Genomic DNA, 16,866 nt, shown 5'->3' with positions numbered 1-16,866 from the left:
ATGAGAACACTGAAAATCGACAATCTGGTCATTGGCGGCGGTGCAGCCGGGCTGTTTTATGCTGGTCTGGCATCGGCGCGCGGGCGGTCCGTGCTGGTCATCGACCATGCCAAGAAGCCTGCGGAGAAAGTGCGCATCTCCGGCGGTGGGCGGTGCAACTTCACCAATATCCATACGGCACCCCACAATTTCATCAGCGAGAATGAGCATTTCGCGAAGTCTGCACTTGCTCGCTACACGCCTGCGCAGTTCTGCGACCTGATGAAAAAACACGGGCTCAGCTGGACCGACAAGGGGTTGGGTCAGCTTTTCTGTGACCAGAAATCGGGTGCGGTCATCGACCTTCTGTTCGATGAGATGCGGGAAGGCGGGGCGACCCTGCGGCTCCAGACGAGCGTGACCGGCATTCAGCACGCCGACAATCATTTCCGGGTCCAGACCAATGAAGGGCTGATCGAGGCTGAACGCCTGATCATTGCCACGGGCGGATTGTCGATACCGGCCATCGGGGCCAGCGCCTTTGCCTATGAGGTGGCGCGCCAGTTCGGTCACCGGGTTATCACCCCGCGCGCGGGTCTGGTCCCATTCATTTTTCAGGGGGAGGAGAAAGAGCGCTTTTCGTCGATCTCAGGTGTCTCGACACCCGTCAGGGCGGTCGCGCAGGGACCAGCGTTTGACGAGGCGTTGCTGTTCACCCATCGCGGCCTGTCGGGTCCGGCGATGTTGCAGGTCTCAAGCTACTGGTATCCCGGAGAGACGGTGCACATCGATCTCCTGGCAGGCAAATCGCTGATCGACCTGAAAGAGGAGCACCCGCGCAAGTTTCTCGACACAGCCATTGAGATGATCCTGCCCGCCCGCCTCGCTGCCATGCTGGTCGCCGAGGGGATCGTGCCGACCGGATTGAAGCTGGCCGACACGTCCAACAAGCGACTGGAAGAGATCGCCGCCAAACTGTCGGACTGGGTGGTTCGTCCCACCGATACGGAGGGCTGGCGGACGGCAGAGGTCACGATTGGCGGTATCGACACCAAGGGGCTGTCGTCCAAAACCATGGAGAGCCGCACCTGTCCGGGCCTCTATTTCATCGGTGAAGCGGTGGACGTCACAGGCTGGCTGGGCGGCTATAATTTCCAATGGGCCTGGGCCAGCGCCCACGCCGCCGCGACGGCCGACTGAGGTGCGGCTGGCCAATCGCCGTCCGCACCCAGAGCATCAGTAAAGCCGGATCAGGCCGCGCAGACGCCCCTGTACCTTGACCTGATTGGGCCCGAAGATCCGTGTTTCGTAGGCGGGGTTGGCCGCTTCCAGAGCAATCGAATTGCCCTTGCGGCGGATACGCTTAAGCGTTGCCTCTTCATCCTCGATCAGCGCGACGATAATGTCGCCATTAGGGGCATCGTCACAGCGCTGGATCACGACCGTATCGCCGTCGTGAATACCGGCGTCGATCATCGAATCGCCCTGAACCTCAAGCGCGAAATGCTCGCCGGTGCCCAACATGGCCGCTGGCACCATGATCCGGTTCTGTTCATGCTGTATCGCCGCGATCGGTGTACCCGCCGCGATCCGTCCGAGAACGGACAGCTCTTCCATACCATCATTGGCAGGGCGCAGCGACGTAGGGACCTTGGATCGGCTGCCTTCAATGACTTCCGGCACAAAGGGCTGTTTCTTGGGTTTCGCCGCCATCGCATCGGGCAGTTTCACCACTTCAAGCGCCCGCGCCTTGTGGGGCAGGCGGCGCAGAAAGCCGCGCTCCTCCAAAGCCGTGATCAGCCGGTGAATGCCCGACTTGGATTTCAGATCCAGCGCCTCTTTCATCTCTTCGAATGAGGGCGACACGCCGGTGGCCTGAAGACGCTCATGAATAAACACGAGCAGCGCATGCTGCTTCGTCGTCAGCATTGGTTTTCCTTTCTGCGCGCAAGGGCACACGCCCTTCACGTCAAGAACAAATCGTGATCGTTCTAGGGTTGTTCTTTTTGCCGGTCAACACCCTCAGGTGTAGACGGATCAGCTTTTGCGGCCCGCCAGCTCAAGCATCGCTCTCACGGTGCGCAGATTTCGCGCGGTTCCCGAGACGCCGAGATGGCGCTCGACCTTGTCGGCGAGCTTCGACTGGCCAATGCCCTCTGGGGCATGAAGGTAGAAAATATCCGTCTGCAGCACAAACACTTCACCCGGTATTTTCAGGGCCTGAAGGGCCTCCAGATCCGGAGTCGCAGGCGCAGATGCCAGAAACCACAGATGGACGTGTTTCAACTCGGCGGGGTTGGGATAAGGATTTTGCGCTTCTGCGTCAATGAGGGCTGCGAGCGTCATCAACCGCATTGGCGGGCGAAGACCGAAATGATCCTCGATCAGTATCGAAAGCTTCTTTTCGACAGATGCAGGTTCTCCGGCGCGGTCAAACACCACATTACCGCTCTGAATATAGGTCGCGACATCGGAAAAGCCCGCTTCATCCATCCGCGCACGGAGGTCCTTCATGGGCAGTTTGCCATGGCCCCCGACATTGACGCCGCGCAGAAATGCGGCCCAACGGGTCACAGCCCCAGCAGCGCCCGCGTTGCATCCCTGACATTCGGTTGCCGCATCAGGCTTTCACCGACCAGGAAGCGGCGAATTTTGGATTTTGCCAACCGCACACAATCGTCGTGGGAGGCGATACCGCTCTCACCGACAATGGGTCGGCCTTCGGACCGTTGGGCCAGGCGTTCTGATACCGCCAGATCCGTCTCGAACGTATGGAGGTTGCGGTTGTTCACGCCCAGCATCCCGCCCGGCAGTTTCAGGGCGCGTTTCAGCTCGGCTTCGTCGTGCACTTCGATCAGGACATCAAGGTCATATTCCCGCGCCGCGGCGTAAAGCTCCGCCGCCTGTGCATCGGACAGGACGGCCATAATCAGGAGGACTGCATCGGCGCCCCAGCTGCGCGCTTCACCCATCTGATAGGGATCGATCATGAAATCCTTGCGCAGGCATGGCAGGTCGACCGCGGCCCGGGCAGCGATCAGAAAATCCGGGTGCCCCTGAAATGCCGGTGTGTCGGTCAGGATGGACAGGCATGCCGCGCCGCCCTCGGCATAGTCTTCGGCCAGACGCGGCGGATCAAAGTCAGCGCGGATCAGCCCCTTGGACGGGCTCGCCTTCTTGATCTCTGCGATCAGCGCGAACCCCTCCGCCGCCTTGTCATCAAGCGCCGAGGCAAAGCCGCGCACCGGCCCGGTGTCGTGGGCATCCCGATCAATAGAAGCCGGAGAGCGTTCGGCTTTCGCCTTCTGGACCTCAACCTTCTTGTATTCGATGATATCGTCGAGAATGGTCATGAATTTGTGTACTGAATAAGGGCTTCAAGTTTCTTCGCTGCGGCTCCGCTATCGATGGCTTTTTCGGCCCTTCGGGCGGCCTCTTCGATATCGTCTTCCTTGCCAGAGACGATTAAGCCAGCGGCCGTGTTCAGCACCACCGCGTCCCGATAGGCTGACTTCTTGCCCTCGAGAACTTCGCGGAGCGCCTTGGCGTTGGTTGCGGCGTCCCCGCCAGTCAGGGCTTCGCCGGGGTGCCTGTCCAAACCGGCGTCTTCGGGCGTGAGGACCCATTCCTCGATCTTGCCGTCCTTCAGCACACAGACATGCGAGCCGCCGGTGACGGTCAGCTCGTCAAGCCCGTCATCGCCATGCACGACAAAGGCACGCTTGCTGCCGAGCGCCTTCAGCGTTTCAGCGATCGGCCGCACCAGCGCCTCATCATAAACACCCAATAGCTGGCGCCGTGCGCCAGCGGGATTGGTCAGGGGGCCGAGCAGATTGAAGAGCGTGCGAATGCCGAGGGTCGAGCGGATCGGCGCGACGAATTTCATTGCCGGATGATGGTTGCGGGCAAACAGGAAGGCGAGCCCGACCTCTTCGAGGCAGGCTTGGGCTTTCTCTGGTGACAGTTCGATGTTCACGCCAAGTTCTGCGAACACGTCGGCCGTGCCGGTCATGGAGCTTGCCGCCCTGTTGCCGTGCTTGGCCACGGGCACACCGCAGGCCGCGAGGACAAGCGCCACGGCTGTGGAGATGTTGTAGGTGTTGGCCCCGTCGCCGCCAGTGCCGCAGGTGTCGACGGCCCCTTCGACGCCGTCAATCTGAATGGCGGCGGCCCGCATGGCCATTGCCGCTGCCGCGATTTCGCCCGGCGTTTCGCCCCGGACCTTGAGCGCGGTCAGAAACGCACCGGCCTGAACCGGATCGACGCTGCCAGCCAGGAGCTGTTCAAAGGCGCTCGTCATTTCTTCAGGGGTGAGCGCCGTGCCGCTGGCGGCCCGGTGAAGCAGGGGCAGGAAATCTGTCATGCGGCGGCCTTGGCCTCTTTCGCGGCGAGAAGGAAGTTCTCAATCATCTGGGCACCAAATTGCGATGCAATGCTTTCCGGGTGAAACTGAACGCCCCAGATCGGTGCATCGCCCCACCGGACCGCCATGATCTCATCATCATCGTCAGCACGGGCGAGAATTTTAAGTGTGTTCGGCAGCTGAAGCTGTTCTGCCACGAGCGAATGATAGCGGGTGGCGGTGAAGGTGCGCGGGACATTTTCGAAGAAGCGGTCACTGTCATCATGAGTGACCTCGCTGGTCCGTCCATGCATCAGGCGTTTTGCTCGGACGACCTTGCCGCCCGCCGCCTGGGCAATCGTCTGATGTCCAAGGCATACGCCGAGAAGGGGGATCGACCGTTCATAGGCCGCTGTCGCGACGGGTAGGCAGATGCCCGCTTCGTTGGGGGAGCAGGGACCAGGCGACAGGACGATGGCATCCGGTGCCATGGCCAGGGCCTCTTCCGCGGACAGCGCATCGTTCCGTTTCACCACGATATTCGGATCCACACCGCCGATCAGGTGAACCAGATTATAGGTGAAGCTGTCATAGTTATCGATCACAAGAATCATGGCAGTCCTCTTCGCGGGCTCCCTATCACGGCCAGCCTAGGTGGCCAAAGGGCCTTTGTCCCGAGAGATTCTGAATGCAACGCTGGTTCGAGAAGTTCAAGACAACGCGGCACTATACGCGCCTCGGATGGGCTGCGCTGTTCTGCGTAGGCATCCTGTCAGGCATTCTGGTCGGTATGGTGACCGGCGTCCCGCAGACGTCTGAAGCCCTGCCGGAAACGGCGACGGGCCTGCGCGAACGGCCGATGCGGATCGCCGGCGAAGTGATCGCCGAAAGGCCCATTCCGGTGCCGCCCCCACCGATCGGACCAGACCCTGTCGAACCAGAAACACAGTCGATCGTGCCGGCGGCGCGTTTTGATCGCCCCCGTATCGCCGTTGTGGTCGACGATCTGGGGCTCGATCTGAACAGTTTTGTGGCCGCCAACAATCTGCCGGGCCCTGTCACACTGGCCTTTCTGCCTTACGGGGAAGGGGCGCAGGCCATGGTTGACCGGGTCAAGCCGGTCCATGAGGTGATGCTGCATCTGCCCATGGAGCCGACCCGGCGACTGAAGGATGCCGGACCCGATGTGCTGATGACCGGTCAGGACGCCGCGGTTGTGAAGGACCAGCTGGCGATCAATCTGGGCAAGATCAGCGGCTATGCGGGCGTGAATAATCATACGGGCAGCCGCTTCACTGCCGACCCGGATGCCATGTTCGTCGTGCTGGAGGAGCTTGATCGCCGGGGGCTCTATTTTGTTGATTCCATGACGGTGAATGCCCACGTCGCCAGCGCGATTGGCCGACGTCGCGGCTGGCGCGTGGAAGAGCGGGATGTCTTTCTCGACAGTGGCGGCCCGACCGTCAGTGTCGAGAGCGTCAAGGCGCAGCTGGCTGAGGCCGAAGAAATAGCGCGACAGAATGGCCACGCTGTCGTCATCGGGCATCCCTATGACGTGACGATGGATGTCCTGGGACCATGGTTGCTCACAGCTGAAGCCAGAGGCTTTGACCTCGTGACCGTCAGTGAGCTGTTCGTGGTTCCCACCGGCGAAGACGTGGCCGGGATCAGGTAGCCCGAGGCTTTCCGGCCTTCAGGACAGGAGCCGGTCTTTCACCCGTGCCACCAATGCGCGCTGCTGATCTGCCCCATCACTTTCCGGAGCGATCAGTTCGCTGAGCATGTCGATGAGCTCATGGCGCTCCGTGACTGTACAGTTCGCCTGCACCGGCTTGAGAAGCCGGGACAGGTGATTGGCCGCATCATGCTGTTCAAGAGTGGCGTAGATCGCGTAGCTTACGAGTTCTTCTGCCTCTGCATGGGACAGGCCCATTTTCTCGCTCAGAAATCCGGTGAGTTTGGCTCGCTCCGCCGCGTTGATCTCGCCAACATAACGGAGGGATTGCACAAACAGAATGGCGGCGCTTTCGCGCGGATCCTCGATAGCGTCGAGGCGGGATTTGCCCGACCGGTGCTGCCAGGTCAGGCGGCGGGCCGCGCCGCGCGCCTCATGGGCGCCTTCCATCAGATGTTTCACAGCCCACAGCACACCGCCCAAGGCGATGATCAGGCCCATAATAATATGCAAGACCGCGCGCTCCCACCCGATGCCCAGAATCATTTTCCGTACGCAAGCGCATTGTATGGGCGCATTCGATAAATGCAACCATGCTGTACTGAGAGGCTGAACCTGGCCTAGCGATTGCCGCCGCGAAGCGCCGCGCGACGGGCCGCTTCCTTCAGGGCTTCGGACTTGTGATAGCACTCGTCGTTTTCTGATGCCGCCACGCTGTCCGCAACAATCCCTGCGCCAGCCTGAATATGAACCTTGCCGTCTTTCACCACCGCCATGCGCAGGCCGATACAGGTGTCGACCGACCCATCCGCGCCGAAATAGCCGATGCATCCGCCATAGGGGCCGCGGGCGTCGGGCTCGAGCTCATCAATGATCTGCATGGCGCGGACTTTCGGGGCGCCGGTCAGCGTGCCAGCGGGAAAGCCGTTGGCTAGAGCGTCAAGCGGGCCAAGATCGGCGCGCAGCTTGCCAGTCACATTCGAGACGATGTGCATCACGTGGCTATAGCGTTCGATAAAGAACGTGTCCGTCGGCTTCACAGTGCCAATTTCGCAGGACCGGCCGACATCATTCCGGCCAAGGTCCAGAAGCATGAGGTGCTCTGACAGTTCCTTTGGATCGTTCAGCAGTTCTTCTTCCAGCGCTGTGTCTTCCGCCTGGGTCAGACCGCGGCGGCGGGTGCCGGCGATCGGACGGATCGTGACTTCACCGTCACGCACACGGACGAGAATCTCAGGCGACGCCCCAAGAAGGCATACCGGTCTGAAATTGAGGAAGAACAGAAACGGTGAGGGGTTCACCCGGCGCAATTGCCGGTAAATGTGAAACGGGTCGCCAGCATAATCAGCGCTGTATCGCTGGCTAAGCACGACCTGGAAGATGTCGCCTGCGCCTATATACTCCTTCGCCCTGTCGACCATGGATGAATAATCCGCAGGCGTCATGTTGGAGGAGAACTCGCCCAGCTCGACATCGGCGGGCAGATCGGCGACAGGACGGTTCAGATCAGACAGAACATCAGCGAGCCTTTCACAGGCCAGCGAATACGCGGCGCGGGCATCAAGGCCCTCAGACGGACGCACCGGTGTGATGACCACCACTTCGCGCTTCACATTGTCAAAGATGGCGAGGATCGTGGGGCGGACGAAATATCCGTCCGGCACACCGAAAATGTCATCCGGTTTGTTGGGCAGGTGTTCAGTCAGACGGACGAAGTCATAACCGAAATAGCCAAACATCCCCGCGGCCATGGGCGGCAGGCGATGCGCCGTTTCGTCGTCGAGATGGATATGACTTTCCTTGATGACCCGGGTCATCGACGAAATCGTCGATAAGTCATCCGTAGCAAAACCATCCGGATCAGTCTGAGGACGACGATTGATTTCCGCCTTCTGACCAAAGGCGCGCCAGACAAGATCAGGTTTCAGGCCGATTGTCGTGTAGCGCCCGAGCGTGTTTCCGCCCTCGACAGATTCGAGAAGAAAGCTGTCTTCCCGGCCGCCGGCCAGCTTCAGATAGGCGGAGACAGGGGTATCGAGATCCCCCGGGACGCGGCGATAGACGAGCTGCGCCTGACCGTTCTGATATTTGCCAGCGAAGGCCGAAAAGTCGGGCGCTGCAACCCGGTAACCGTCATCCGTCACTCGCCAGCCCCAAAGCGCGCATTGATCGCGGCATCGTTCCGCTGGATGCCGTTGGCGTTGCTCATTGCCGAGAAGAACGCTTCGTAAAGATCACGGCTCATGGACTGCGCGATCTGGCTGTCCATTCGCTGGGCCATGGTTTCCCACTGGCCGTTTGGACCGAATGAAATCGACTCCGTCTGCGCCAAGGTCATGGTTTCACGATCGGGACTGGTTACCTGGACCATCTCGCCAATCGGGGCGTCGAAGATCTCGACGATCAGATCCTGAGACAGGTTTGGCGGCACATTGCTGTTGGACAGGGTGCGGGTCTCAACCTGAGCACCGGCCTGAAGGGCAGCGATCTCGAACGTCTCACCACCAGCCATGGCTGACCGGATCGACGAGCTGGCATTGGCCAGCGAACTTTGCGCCTGCTCGGAAATGTAGTCGATCTTCACTTGATCCTGCACTTCGGCCAGCGGTTTGACGGCGCCGGCCTCGACACTGTCGACTTCGATGAAGCCGTAATTGCCTTCGGGCAGGGTGACTTCCTCGAAAATCTGGTCCGAGCTCATGTCGAATGCCCGCATATGCATGGACAGGGGCACGCGTTCTTCGATCTGACCGTCATCGGTGTTCCGTGTGCGATCCACAGGACCAATCGTCATGACGGGCAGGCCCAGATCACGCGCAGCATCGGCAAGGCTCGACCCGGCATCACCGGATTCCTGAAGCTCGTCGTAGATGGTGTCGATTTCGTCCGCATAGACTTCTTCGAACAGTTCCTGACGAAGCTCATCTGCGACCTCTTCATAGGTGACATCGGTCCCCGGAGTGATGTTGGTCACCTCCGCGACCACCACACCAAAGTCACCGTCGACCGGGCCGACAAGACCCGGTCCGTCGAGGCCAAACACGGCGTCGGCGACGCCGGAATCCACGAGGTCGCCCTTTACTTCGTCGTCAAAACGCGCCGTGGCCACGCCTGCCGTTTCGGCAGCTTCAGCGAAGGACTGGCCATTTGCGACAGCTTCGACGGCGGCATTGGCCGCCTCCATGGACGGGAACTGGGCTTGAACAAATGTCCGGGTCTCCGGCTGGCTCATCGTTGCCTGGCGCGCCTCGAACAGCTTGCGCACATCGGCATCATCGATCTGGATCCGCTCATCAAGGACGTCCGGGGTCAGAAGAACGGCTGTATACGTCCGGCGCTCTGGCGTGCGGTACCGGTCCGCATTGGCAGCATAGAAGGACTGCAGCTGCTCATCGGTCGGCGCGGGAACATCACCGGCGGAAAGACGCGCAATCCGCACGACGCGTTCCTCGGTCTGGCGCAGGGCAATCGTCTTGCCATAAATGGTGGGGGCAGGAACAAGAAGGGCAGCCACTTCGTCGATCTGACGCGTCAGGAGTTCTGTGCGGATGGCCTGCCGGAAATCATTCAGGCTCATGCGGTTGTTCTGCAGAATGGCCTGCAGGGTGGCCTGGTCAAAGGAATCCTTGCCCGGCGCGCGGAAGCGCTCATCCGACTGCAGATAATCCTGGATCATGTCGTCTGTCACCGTCAGGCCGAGCTTTCCGGCTTCGGAAACATAGACGCCGCGAATGGTGAGCGCATTGATCGCCTGACCCAGCATGCCGGCTGCGCGCGCCTCTTCCTGGCTCAACACTTCACCGGTGTCCTGGCGATTGCGTTCCATCACCCGGGCAAATTCATCGTCAATATCATTGACCGAATAGCGCTGGTCGCCCACCTGAAGGGGTGCCTTGCCGCCAAAATTCTCAAGGGCGGGCACGCCGACAAACGCGAAGGCCAGAACGAACAGGGCCACAACAATCCAGGCCATGAAACCTTTGATCGAGTCGCGAAAGCTTTTCAGCATGATGGATATACCCTTTGAGTCTCGTAAGCGCAGAGGGTTTGGCGGCGCTCAACCAACTTGGCAAGGGGCGCGTGCTCAGGCATGTAACAAGTGTAACAATTATAATTGGTGGAGTAGACGCCGTCGTGAAAAGACTGATCGCAGGCAATTGGAAAATGTTCGGCCTGAGAAGTGCCTGCAACGAGCTTGAAAAGCTTCAAAACATGATGACGCCAAGGGACGCTGAGCGTGCAGACGTCCTTATCTGTCCACCACCCACTTTGCTGACGACGCTGACGGACCGCTATGGCGAGGGGCCGATTCTGTTCGGGGGACAGGACTGTCATCCGCTGGAATACGGAGCGTTCACGGGGGATGTCAGCGCCGAACAGCTTAAAGATGCTGGGGCCACCCACTGTATCGTCGGCCACTCCGAGCGTCGTCAGGGGTATAGCGAGACCAACACGCTGGTGCGCCGCAAGGCCGAGGCGGCCCACAGGGCGGGGCTCGTGCCCATCGTGTGCGTCGGGGAGACCCGGGGCGAACGGGTTGTCTGTCAGGCGTCCCAGGTCGTGATCGCGCAGATTGAAGCGTCCATGCCCACCACATCGGGCGAGGTCGTGGTCGCCTATGAGCCGATCTGGGCCGTGGGCACGGGCGTCATTCCTGACAATGAAACGCTCGAAGAAATGCTCTCTGCCATTCGTGAAACGGTTGGAGGCGACCGCAGAATTCTGTACGGGGGGTCGGTGAAACCGCACAACGCGGCCCATATCTTTTCCGTGCCTCAGGTGAACGGTGCCCTGATCGGGGGCGCCAGCCTGAAGGCTGAAGATTTTTACGGGATCATCGCCGCCTGATGGCTTCGAATATTCTTGTTCTCATCGGCCTGTCGGTTTTCTTCGCCGTCATCATCTGGTCGTTCTGGTATGAGTTTTCCGCCAATCGCGCCCTGCCCAAGGCCGGGGAGATGGTGAAGACCACCTATGGCCACATTCACCTGATTTCGCGCGGCCAGCACCGGGAGAAGGGGCGCCAGCCGCTGGTCCTGATCCACGGATCAACCACCAATGCGCTGGACATGGACCTCGAAATCGCTGGCCGTCTGGAAAAAGACCGTCTGGTCCTGATGCCGGACCGCCCTGGGCATGGTTTTTCGCACCGGGCCGAGGACGGTTTTCGGCTGGACGTACAGGCCGCGGCGATCCGCGAAGCCGTGAAGATCAAGACCAAAGAGAAGCCGGTCATCATGGGGCAGAGCTATGGCGCCGCCGTCGCGCTGCGTTACGCCCTCGATTATCCCGATGAAGTGGCGGGCATTGTCCTGATCGCGCCGGTCAGTCACCGCTGGCCGGGCGGCGTGGCCTGGTACAATCGCGTGGCGCTGAATCCGATCTATGGCTGGATCTTTCGCCGGACCTTCATTGCGCTTTACGGCCGGTTCGGCTCCCCCAAGGGCGTGGCGAAAGCCCTGCGCGGCAGCCAGTTCAGCCAGTCCTATCATGCCAGGACGCGCGTACCGCTCACTTTCAGGCCGAGCCGCTTCTACAACAACGCCGAGGATATCGTCCGCCTGTACGAGCAGCTGGCGGCCATGGAGCACCGATACGGCACCATCCGCGTGCCCGTTGAGATCGTCGCGGGTACCCACGACATGACCGTTGTCATCTCTATCCATGCCAGACGTCTTGAAGACCAGATAGAGCAGGCCCAGTTGAGGGTCGTCGATGCCGGCGGTCACGCGCTGCATCACACTCACCCGGAAGAAACGGTGGCCGCGATTGCCCGTGTCGATACACGACTTGCAAATAATGAGCGTTCACCCCTACAAGGCGCGCTCCGGCGGCTGACCTCCGTGTTTCCCCGCTCCGCCTGACGTCTAAGAGAATTTCATGATCGCTGTTCTGCTGACTATTCACACCATTCTGGTCCTTGGCCTTGTCATCGTCGTCCTGCTGCAACGCTCTGAAGGCGGCGGCGCGCTGGGCATGGGTGGCGGCGGTGGCGGGCTGATGTCCGGTCGCGGCGCAGCCAATGTGCTGACGCGCAGCACGACGGTACTCGGTGCCCTGTTCTTCACCACCTCAATGCTGCTCGCCATCACGGCCGATCGCGGCATTACGGAAGAGGAAATCCTGCGTCGGACCCTCGGCGACGATGCGGTCACGCAGCCTGACGGCACGCTGGCGCCGGCATCGGACGAAATTCTGGATATCTTCGGTGATGAAACGGACACGACTGGCAGCGCGGTCGATCTCCCGGCCGCAACCGCCGATGAGCCTGTGGAAGTGCCAGCGCCAACCGATGACGTTGTCACCGAACCCGTCGAAGAATCGCAAGAAGGCAATTGATCTTCCGCGAAAAGCGCGGCATCAGGTCCTTCTTGCTGGCGGCCCGCTAAAGGGCGGCCCTCATGGCAAGGGCGATTAGCTCAGTTGGTAGAGCGCCTCGTTTACACCGAGGATGTCGGGAGTTCGAGTCTCTCATCGCCCACCATTCCCCCTCCATTTCAAGGCTTCTGCAGCGGCCTGACGATCAATCCGGGCAGGGGCTTCTCGGTTCGTCCCTCGGTGCCGATCGGCATGTCCGGCCAGCGCTTTGTCTCGCTCCAAGTCCCGAACAGCCGGTCCCACATCGTCAATATCGTTGAGTAATTGCTGTCGGTATCGCGCCGCACATTGTGGTGGTGCACCCAGTGATGGGAGGGCGTGACGATGACCCGGCGCAAAAGGCGCTCCAGCCGCTCCGGCAGTCGAACATTGCAGTGGTGAAACGCCGCGTTCAGCGTGACCAGGACACTGAAGATCAGGACCGATGACAGGCTGATATCCAGCGCGATAATCACCGCACCTCGCACGATGGCGGACAGGAACAACTCACCGAAGTGAAAGCGCGCCGATGAGGTCACGTCCAGAAATTCGTCCAGATGATGCACTTCGTGAAAGCGCCACAGGAACGGGATTCGATGGTTGGCCCGGTGCCACCAGTAGATCCAGAGATCGAGAATCAGGAGGTCGAGGCCAATCCCAATCCACCCATCCAGCGCGGCTGGGCGCCAGCTGGGGGCCATGGCCGCCGCGGTTGCTGTGATCGGCAGCACAATGAGCGGCGACAGAACCGTGTTGAAACCGCCAAGCGAGATGTTGGAGATCAGGCGCGCGGTTCCGGCCTTGTCTGGACGATGACCGGCCGGACGCAGCCTCTCAGCGATGAAAAGAAGGCCGAAGGTACTGAATATGATAACGGGCTTCAGCCACGCGAGATCATCCATCTGTCTGATCTAGCCTGCGGCTGGACGAAGCGCGAGTTGCTGCGTCGCCGCGCCTAGCTGCGCATCCGGGAGATAAAGGAATTGGCCTCGGCGATCGCTGCGTCCATTTCGGCGAGCAGCGCGTTCACACGTGCTTCGATCTGGATCTGCTCTGCCTCGAGCGAAGCGATCGCCTGAGCGTTGAGATTGTGTTTCAGAAACAGCACCTGATCGTTGAAGATGCCCAGAACCGGGCCCATGCGGTCCTCTGCGCGGTGCATGGCGGTGACCACGTCATTATACTGGGCGCGGGTCTCACGCAGCTGTGCGGCGCTCTGCGCCTTCAGCGTCTGGTCCTGATACTGGTCGAGCTCCGCTTCCCATTCCCGGAAAAGGGCCTTGCCCACATCCTCGATCGAATCGATCCGGTCGCTCACCTTGCCCGCTTCACTCTCCATGCGGTCATAGGCGGACGACAGTTTATTGTATTTGCGTTCAAGATCGCCGCCATCGAAGGCCACAACCGTGCGAAAGCGTTCAAGACCGTTCTTGAACTCCTTCTGCGCATCCGTCTGGGCTTTTCGGCCATCATCGACGCGGTCCACCAGGACGTCGCGTTTTTCAATGCCAACGTTTTCAAGCGCCTCATAATAGACCGTTGAGCACGCTGTTAGCGTCAACACGGCAAAAATGGGCAGGGCGCGGAGCAGTTTCATGGCGATCTTCCGTTTGCGGCATCGGTTTCACCACCATATGGATCATCCTGACGTTCCGGCAACGTGATAAGGTTCGGGGTTTTCGTGGCTGCCAAGCTGTGGTTCTGTCCTGGGAAAGGACAAACAGGGCAACCATGATCGTGTTACCGATAGTGATGGGGGTGATGGCCCTTCTGTCTGCGGACAGCACGCCGCAGGATCAGTACAGGATGTATTTCCATGGCGTCTTCGCCCGTACGGGCCAGTGTGAAAAGCCGGACCAGCTCTGGACGTTTGAGGCGCGGCGGATGAGCAAGGGTCGGTTGACCTGCGCCATCAATAATATCACGGCCACGCGCAACGGTGCGATCCGACTTCAGACCAAAGCGTGCACCACGCAAGGGACGCCGGTTTCAGCAATCACGTTCACCCTTGATCTGGTCTCTGACGAAGTCATTGAGGTTGTCGACGGCACCGGCACATACATGCTGAGGCGGTGCCGCGCCTACTGAAGAACCTTGCCAGGGTTCATCAGGCCTTTCGGGTCGAGAGCGTTCTTCACCGCGCGCATCATCGACATTTCGACATCTGACTTGCGATCTGCCATTTCATCCCGTTTGAGAACGCCGATGCCGTGTTCAGCGGAAATCGATCCGCCAAGATCGGCGACAATGTCGTGCACGGCATGTTCAAGCGTCGTCGCATGCTCCTTCCACGATGCCTTGTCGGCGCCGTCCGGGCCCAGAATATCGTAATGGATGTTGCCGTCGCCCATATGGCCAAACGCCATGATTCGCGCGCCCGGCGTGTCTTTTTCCATCGCCGCATTGGCGCGATCGATAAAGGTTGGCACTTTGTGGATCGGGACGGAGATATCGCACTTCACGCAGTAATAGGGATCGTTCTTCATCGCTTCGGACGCATTGTGACGGAGGGCCCACAGCGCCTCGGACTGGGTACCGCCCGCCGCGATCGTGCCGTCCACCACGATCTCATCTTCAAACGCTTCGGCCAGTAATTCCTCGACCATCGGGGCCAGCTCATCGCGCCGGCCGCTGGAAAATTCCAGCAGAGCGTAATAGGGCGCGTCGGTTTCGACAGGCCGCTGCAGGTCGGGGAAGTGTTTGAGAACCAGCTCGTAGATGCCGCGGTTCATCAGCTCAAACGACGTGATCTGCCCGCCGGACCGGTTCTGAGCCAATGACAGAAGATCGACGGCAGCTTCGGTGGAAGGCAGGGCGAGGAGGGCGGTGACCTGATCGGCCGGCCGCGGATAAAGTTTCAGGACGGCCGCCGTGATAAAGCCTAGCGTGCCTTCTCCGCCCACGAACAGATGTTTCAGGTCATAGCCGGTATTGTTCTTACGCAGGCGGTTCAGCCCGTTCCACATCCGGCCATCCGGCAGGACGACTTCAAGGCCAAGAACCAGATCGCGCGCATTACCGTAGCGGATGACGTTCACACCGCCGGCATTGGTCGAAAGAATACCCCCGATCTGACAGGTCCCTTCAGACCCGATGGAGAGGGGAAAGAGACAGCCTGCTTTCTCAGCCTCATCCTGCGCTTCGGCGAGGGCGACGCCGGCATCCAGCGTCATCGTGAAGTCGCGCGGTGAGACTTCGCGGACGCGGCGCATGCGTTTCAGTGTGATGAGGATTTCACCCGTCGGTACCTGCCCCCCAACAAGGCCCGTATTACCGCCCTGAGGCACGACGGCAATGTCGTGCTCATGACAATAGGCCATGATCTTTGAAAGCTCATCCGTGGAGGAGGGGGCGAGAACGAGCGGCGCCTCACCATGCCAGCGGCCGCGCCATTCCTCGAGATAAGGCGCCTTGTCGTCGCCGTCGATGATGGCGCGCGGACCGGCAATCTCGGAAAGAGCGTTGATATGGGCGGGGTCAATCTGTTGGCGCATGGGCCCTATGTCGGCGCAAATCGCCGATTCGTCCAGTCGCGGACAGCAAAACCCCCGCCGAAGCGGGGGTCCTGTTACTGGCGTCAGTGCTTGACGGCGTCTTTCACGTCGCCCGCGGTCTTGCGGACTTCGCCTTCGGCCTTGTCGCGCTTGCCTTCGGCTTGCAACTTCTCATTGTCAGTTGCTTTGCCGATGGCTTCTTTCGTGTTGCCTTCAACGTTCTTGGCAGCACCTTTGACGTGTTCTTTATCCATTGTGTCCTCCTATAAGTGGCACACCTCATCAACGTACCCGGCCCCTGCCTGTTCCGTTGTGTTTGATTCTTCTTCGAAAATCTATTGCGTCGTGAGCAGACTTATTGCGTCGTGAGCAGACCAAGTTCGGTTCGCAGCTCGGCGATACCGGTGCCTTTTTCACTCGATGTCTGCAGAACAGTGGGATTGGCGGCTGGCCGCTTGGCAATCTGTTCTGCAATCTTCGCCGCTGTCGCATCGGCTTCAGTCGGTTTGATCTTGTCGATCTTTGTCATGACAATCTGGTAAGGCACAGCGGACACATCGAGGATACCCATGGTCTCGAGGTCGACTTCCTTCAGTCCGTGCCGGCTATCGATCAGTACACAGACCCGGCGCAGATTGGCCCGGCCGCGCAGATAGTCTCGGGTCAGCCCCGTCCAGGCGTTGACGTCCTTGCGAGAGGCACGCGCATAGCCATAACCCGGCAGGTCGACGAGCCGCAGCAGACCACCGAGATTGAAGAAGTTCAGCTCTCGTGTCCGGCCGGGGGTGTTCGATACCCGCGCGATGGCCTTCCGATTGGTCAGCGCATTCAGAAGACTCGATTTGCCGACATTGGACCGTCCCGCAAAAGCGACCTCGGGCAGGTCCGGCGGCGGGAGCGTTTCCATCTTCACCACGCCGAGCATGAAGTCACAGGGGCCTGCGAACAGTTTGCGGGCGAATTCGTCGGGCGTGTCGGACATGGTGCGGGGTCTCTCTGGCGGATGCGGATGGCGGGGA

19 protein-coding genes and 1 tRNA gene are annotated in these 16,866 nt (G+C 60.3%); 7 read left to right on the top strand and 13 right to left on the bottom strand.

Features of this window, described 5'->3' with window-relative positions:
- On the top strand, positions 1-1,179 hold the full coding sequence (locus RUI03_RS07945) for an NAD(P)/FAD-dependent oxidoreductase (RefSeq protein WP_317286924.1): 1,179 nt from the start codon (positions 1-3) through the stop codon (positions 1,177-1,179).
- A 36-nt stretch (positions 1,180-1,215) separates the two neighbouring features.
- Here RUI03_RS07945 and lexA read toward each other — a convergent pair whose 3' ends face one another.
- The 5 genes from lexA to RUI03_RS07920 all read right to left on the bottom strand — a co-directional run bounded on the left by lexA (position 1,216) and on the right by RUI03_RS07920 (position 4,935).
- The gene (gene lexA, locus RUI03_RS07940; RefSeq protein WP_317286923.1) at positions 1,216-1,908 is read right to left on the bottom strand and encodes a transcriptional repressor LexA; all 693 of its coding nucleotides are present in this window, start codon (positions 1,906-1,908) and stop codon (positions 1,216-1,218) included.
- Positions 1,909-2,016: 108 nt separating this feature from the next.
- The gene (locus tag RUI03_RS07935) at positions 2,017-2,553 is read right to left on the bottom strand and encodes a DUF1697 domain-containing protein (RefSeq protein WP_317286922.1); all 537 of its coding nucleotides are present in this window, start codon (positions 2,551-2,553) and stop codon (positions 2,017-2,019) included.
- Complete coding sequence (trpC, locus tag RUI03_RS07930) at positions 2,550-3,332, bottom strand: indole-3-glycerol phosphate synthase TrpC (protein WP_317286921.1); 783 nt, start codon at positions 3,330-3,332, stop codon at positions 2,550-2,552. Before trpC ends, RUI03_RS07935 begins: the two co-directional genes overlap by 4 nt.
- Positions 3,329-4,342, bottom strand: coding sequence for an anthranilate phosphoribosyltransferase (trpD, locus tag RUI03_RS07925; RefSeq protein ID WP_317286920.1), 1,014 nt, complete (start codon positions 4,340-4,342; stop codon positions 3,329-3,331). The genes trpC and trpD overlap by 4 nt, the downstream gene beginning before the upstream one ends.
- On the bottom strand, positions 4,339-4,935 hold the full coding sequence (locus RUI03_RS07920; RefSeq protein WP_317286919.1) for an aminodeoxychorismate/anthranilate synthase component II: 597 nt from the start codon (positions 4,933-4,935) through the stop codon (positions 4,339-4,341). Before RUI03_RS07920 ends, trpD begins: the two co-directional genes overlap by 4 nt.
- A 74-nt stretch (positions 4,936-5,009) precedes the next feature.
- Here RUI03_RS07920 and RUI03_RS07915 point away from each other — a divergent pair, with 74 nt between their 5' ends.
- Positions 5,010-5,996 (top strand): divergent polysaccharide deacetylase family protein, encoded by a 987-nt coding sequence (locus tag RUI03_RS07915; RefSeq protein WP_317286918.1) that lies wholly within the window; start codon positions 5,010-5,012, stop codon positions 5,994-5,996.
- An 18-nt stretch (positions 5,997-6,014) separates the two neighbouring features.
- On the opposite strand, the gene RUI03_RS07910 is transcribed toward RUI03_RS07915, so the two are convergent.
- The 3 genes from RUI03_RS07910 to RUI03_RS07900 form a co-directional block, all read right to left on the bottom strand.
- Positions 6,015-6,509 carry a hypothetical protein gene (locus tag RUI03_RS07910; protein WP_317286917.1) on the bottom strand — a complete coding sequence of 165 codons (495 nt, stop codon included), beginning with the start codon at positions 6,507-6,509 and terminating at the stop codon, positions 6,015-6,017.
- A 107-nt stretch (positions 6,510-6,616) separates the two neighbouring features.
- Entirely contained in the window at positions 6,617-8,140 is a 1,524-nt protein-coding gene (gene trpE, locus RUI03_RS07905) for an anthranilate synthase component I (protein WP_317286916.1), read from the bottom strand.
- Entirely contained in the window at positions 8,137-10,005 is a 1,869-nt protein-coding gene (locus RUI03_RS07900; RefSeq protein WP_317286915.1) for a peptidylprolyl isomerase, read from the bottom strand. Before RUI03_RS07900 ends, trpE begins: the two co-directional genes overlap by 4 nt.
- Positions 10,006-10,076: 71 nt before the next feature.
- On the opposite strand from RUI03_RS07900, the gene tpiA reads away from it, so the two are divergent.
- The 4 genes from tpiA (at position 10,077) to RUI03_RS07880 (ending at position 12,480) form a co-directional block, all read left to right on the top strand.
- The gene (tpiA, locus tag RUI03_RS07895) at positions 10,077-10,844 is read left to right on the top strand and encodes a triose-phosphate isomerase (RefSeq protein WP_317286914.1); all 768 of its coding nucleotides are present in this window, start codon (positions 10,077-10,079) and stop codon (positions 10,842-10,844) included.
- Complete coding sequence (locus RUI03_RS07890; protein WP_317286913.1) at positions 10,844-11,860, top strand: alpha/beta hydrolase; 1,017 nt, start codon at positions 10,844-10,846, stop codon at positions 11,858-11,860. The genes tpiA and RUI03_RS07890 overlap by 1 nt, the downstream gene beginning before the upstream one ends.
- Positions 11,861-11,876: 16 nt before the next feature.
- Positions 11,877-12,335, top strand: a complete 459-nt coding sequence (secG, locus tag RUI03_RS07885) for a preprotein translocase subunit SecG (protein WP_317286912.1) — start codon at positions 11,877-11,879, stop codon at positions 12,333-12,335.
- Between the two features lie 69 nt (positions 12,336-12,404).
- Positions 12,405-12,480 (top strand) — tRNA-Val (locus RUI03_RS07880).
- 13 nt (positions 12,481-12,493) lie between these two features.
- On the opposite strand, the gene RUI03_RS07875 is transcribed toward RUI03_RS07880, so the two are convergent.
- Complete coding sequence (locus tag RUI03_RS07875) at positions 12,494-13,255, bottom strand: sterol desaturase family protein (protein WP_317286911.1); 762 nt, start codon at positions 13,253-13,255, stop codon at positions 12,494-12,496.
- A 53-nt stretch (positions 13,256-13,308) separates the two neighbouring features.
- Complete coding sequence (locus RUI03_RS07870; protein ID WP_317286910.1) at positions 13,309-13,950, bottom strand: DUF2959 domain-containing protein; 642 nt, start codon at positions 13,948-13,950, stop codon at positions 13,309-13,311.
- 134 nt (positions 13,951-14,084) lie between these two features.
- Here RUI03_RS07870 and RUI03_RS07865 point away from each other — a divergent pair, with 134 nt between their 5' ends.
- On the top strand, positions 14,085-14,441 hold the full coding sequence (locus RUI03_RS07865) for a hypothetical protein (protein ID WP_317286909.1): 357 nt from the start codon (positions 14,085-14,087) through the stop codon (positions 14,439-14,441).
- Here RUI03_RS07865 and RUI03_RS07860 read toward each other — a convergent pair.
- The 3 genes from RUI03_RS07860 to yihA all read right to left on the bottom strand — a co-directional run bounded on the left by RUI03_RS07860 (position 14,435) and on the right by yihA (position 16,829).
- Positions 14,435-15,847: an FAD-binding oxidoreductase gene (locus RUI03_RS07860; protein WP_317286908.1), complete on the bottom strand. Its 1,413-nt coding sequence runs from the start codon at positions 15,845-15,847 to the stop codon at positions 14,435-14,437. The genes RUI03_RS07865 and RUI03_RS07860 overlap by 7 nt on opposite strands.
- Positions 15,848-15,930: 83 nt before the next feature.
- Entirely contained in the window at positions 15,931-16,101 is a 171-nt protein-coding gene (locus RUI03_RS07855) for a CsbD family protein (protein ID WP_317286907.1), read from the bottom strand.
- Positions 16,102-16,202: 101 nt separating this feature from the next.
- Positions 16,203-16,829, bottom strand: coding sequence for a ribosome biogenesis GTP-binding protein YihA/YsxC (yihA, locus tag RUI03_RS07850; protein WP_317286906.1), 627 nt, complete (start codon positions 16,827-16,829; stop codon positions 16,203-16,205).
- Positions 16,830-16,866 lie beyond the last annotated feature (37 nt).

Origin of the sequence: Parvularcula sp. LCG005 (genome assembly GCF_032930845.1) — a bacterium.
GTDB lineage: Bacteria > Pseudomonadota > Alphaproteobacteria > Caulobacterales > Parvularculaceae > Parvularcula.
The sequence above is the reverse complement of the archived record's forward strand: the minus strand, read 5'-3'. Positions and strand labels throughout refer to the sequence as shown.